The organism is Testudinibacter crocodili (assembly GCF_006228025.1).
Lineage (GTDB): Bacteria > Pseudomonadota > Gammaproteobacteria > Enterobacterales > Pasteurellaceae > Chelonobacter.
The window spans coordinates 1-3,003 of record NZ_VDHF01000154.1; the positions used below are offsets into that span (position 1 = coordinate 1).

Annotated in this window: 3 protein-coding genes; 1 reads left to right on the forward strand and 2 read right to left on the reverse strand. The window is 44.5% G+C overall.

Translation table 11 applies throughout. The features are described 5' to 3' along the window. Together FHQ23_RS12000 and gpt are read right to left on the reverse strand one after the other, a co-directional pair. Positions 1 to 490: BglG family transcription antiterminator (locus tag FHQ23_RS12000; RefSeq protein ID WP_267963717.1), on the reverse strand; the 490-nt coding region annotated here is incomplete at its 3' end. Between the two features lie 148 nt (positions 491 to 638). After that, entirely contained in the window at positions 639 to 1,097 is a 459-nt protein-coding gene (gene gpt / locus FHQ23_RS12005) for a xanthine phosphoribosyltransferase (RefSeq protein WP_139612022.1), read from the reverse strand. Between the two features lie 203 nt (positions 1,098 to 1,300). On the opposite strand from gpt, the gene FHQ23_RS12010 reads away from it, so the two are divergent. Then, positions 1,301 to 2,752, forward strand: a complete 1,452-nt coding sequence (locus FHQ23_RS12010) for an aminoacyl-histidine dipeptidase (protein WP_139614526.1) — start codon at positions 1,301 to 1,303, stop codon at positions 2,750 to 2,752. Positions 2,753 to 3,003: the final 251 nt, after the last annotated feature.

The window sequence follows — 3,003 nt, forward strand, 5'->3', positions numbered from 1 at the left end:
ATTCAAGGATGTTGAAAATATTCTTACAGAAATTAATCCTGATTGAAATCTCATTACCGTTAATAGCCCAGGAATTCCTATTTTTTAGTGTGAATTCAATGTGGCTTGGTGTTTTCTTTTTTAACAAGATGATGTCATTTTTGAGCGTGCTATAACTTAAGTTTAATCTACTATAAAATTCTTTTCTATTAATAGATTCAAATAGGGTTGCTTGGAGAATAAAAAGTCTTATCCGCTCATCTGGTGTAGAGATATAACGCTTTAAACTAATACTTTTAACAAATTTTATATAATCTCGATAGGTTATTGGTGTAATAATTTTAGCATTGATAACATGAGTTTTATTTTCTGGTTCTAAGTAATCATTAATTTCTTTAATAGCGCGTTTTATTGTCGATAGCGTTTTTTGATATTTACTCAAAACAATATCGAGGGAAACAGGAGAATTTTCTTGAATAAATTTGATTAAATCTAAATTAAAATGGTTCATCTGATCTCCTGCTTAGTGAGTAAATTTCTAAGGGGCAAAGTACTATAGCAGGAAATAGAGATGAAAAGTGCGGTTTTTCGCTAGTATGCGATCTATAAAAACGCCCGCTACATTGGTTAGCGGGCGTTTGGGTGTTTCTGAAGCAATCTTATTTTCTGGAAAGTGGCGGTACGAAGGTGATACCCATATCCCAAGGCTGTTCGATCCAAGTATTTTGTGGGATATCAACCACATATTCGTCAACCAGTGGTGCGCCGGACGGTTTGGCGAACACGGTGACGAAATGCGCTTTAGGATACATTTGGCGAATGGCGCGGGCGGTGTTGCCGGTATCCACCAAGTCATCAACCACAATAAAACCTTCTCCATCGCCTGCGGCAGCGTGCAATACTTTCAATTCACTTTGTTGGTCGTGGTCGTAACTAGCGATACACACGGTTTCCACATGACGCAAGCCCAATTCGCGTGCGATCACGGCGGTTGGGAACAGTCCGCCGCGGCTGACGGCGATAATACCTTTCCAACGGGACGCCGGCATTAAACGTTCGGCAAGTTTACGGGTGTGCATGTGGAACATATCCCAAGTGACAATGTATTTTTCGCTCATAATAAACCCTTGTAAAGAATGAAAATAGTTGCTGGCGATTTGACCAGTATGATTTTAAAAATTGCGATAGGATAACCTGAAAAAAGATTTCATGCTATTATTAATCCCAATTTTCCGCCGATTTTTTTAGGTTTTTATAAGACGGTGCTTGGCGCTTGCGAGGAGCAGGCTTGAGTTTTTATTTTTAGTACGTGAGGATAATTATGCAACAAATCAAACAGCTTCAACCGACCCTTTTATGGCAGTGGTTTCAACAAATTTGTGATATTCCGCATCCATCCTATCAAGAAGAGCAACTGGCTGAGCACATTGTTGCTTGGGCAAAACAACAGCAATTGTGGGTGGAGCGCGACGAAGTCGGCAATATTTTGATCCGCAAAGCAGCGACCGCAGGTATGCAGAACCGCAAAAAAGTGGCATTGCAGGCGCATTTGGATATGGTGCCACAGAAAAATGAAGGCACGGTGCATGATTTCAGCACTGATCCGATTAGACCGTATATCGACGGCGAATGGGTGACTGCAGAAAACACGACCTTGGGGGCAGACAACGGCATCGGTTTGGCATCGGCGCTGGCGGTATTGGCGAGTGATGACTTAGCGCATCCGGATTTGGAAGTGTTGCTGACTATGACCGAAGAGAGCGGCATGATTGGTGCCAACGGCTTGCAACCAAATTGGTTGCAAAGTGAGATTTTGATCAACACCGACACCGAAGAAAACGGACAGATTTATATCGGCTGTGCCGGTGGGATCGATGGTGATTTGCGTCTTGATCTGGATGTTGAGGCGAATTCGTTGCCGCACGCTGCCAAGCTGGTGCTGAAAGGCTTGAAGGGCGGGCATTCCGGTGCGGATATTCACACTGGGCGTGGCAATGCGATTAAATTGTTGGGACGAGTATTGGCGCAGTTGCAAGCGCATTTTGATTTCCAAGTGGCGGATATCGGTGGTGGCTCGGTGCGCAATGCGATTCCGCGTGAAGCCTTTGCGCTGTTGGCGTTTGACGGCAGTGATGAAAAATTGCAAAGTGCGGTTGCCATGTTGCAAAACGAACTGCAAGCAGAACTGGCATTCAGCGAACCGACACTGGAGTTGAAATTGGAAGCGGCACAACCAGCAGCGCAGGTGATCAATCAAGTCAGCACCGATCGTATTATTGATCTGCTCAATACCTTGCCGAACGGCGTAATTCGCAACAGTGATGTCGTGTCGGGCGTGGTGGAAACCTCATTGAGTATCGGGGTGTTGAAACTCAACGGCGAGCAATTGCAAGTGGTGATTCTGATCCGCTCTTTGATCGAAAGTGGCAAGCATTATGTCTGTTCGGTGTTGGATTCGTTGGTCAATCTGGTCGGTGCAGAGATTGAATTCAGCCACGACTATCCGGGCTGGGAGCCAAATCCGCATTCTGCGATGTTGCCGGTGACGCAGCGACATTATCAGCAAATTCTAGGCGAAGAACCGATAATTCAAGTGATTCATGCCGGCTTGGAGTGCGGTTTAATCAAAAAACACTATCCGAATCTGGACATGGTCTCGATTGGGCCAACTATTCGTGGCGCGCATTCACCGGACGAAAGAGTGCATATCCCGGCGGTGCAAACTTATTGGGCGTTGCTGACCGCACTTTTGGCGAATATTCCACAGGCATAACCCAGATACTATCTAGTCTATACGGGGCGAGCGGAATCGCCGCCCTCAGTTTATTGACAAAGATGTTTAATGGGGCAAAGTCGGGGCGGATTAATTATCCGCCCGTTTGCAAAGTGCGGTATAAGTACCTAATCAATAAAGAAAAAATACAGCTTCTTATATACATCTATAATTAGGCTTGGAATGGCTGTTAGCCTACAAAGGTTGCTATGAAGAATATAACTAACATAATAATAAAACAAAAGAAAAAC

Excerpts from the sequence above, each read along its gene's own strand:
- gpt (WP_139612022.1), bottom strand. The coding sequence starts at position 1,097 with ATGAGCGAAAAATACATTGTCACTTGGGATATGTTCCACATGCACACC.
- FHQ23_RS12010 (WP_139614526.1), top strand. The coding sequence starts at position 1,301 with ATGCAACAAATCAAACAGCTTCAACCGACCCTTTTATGGCAGTGGTTT.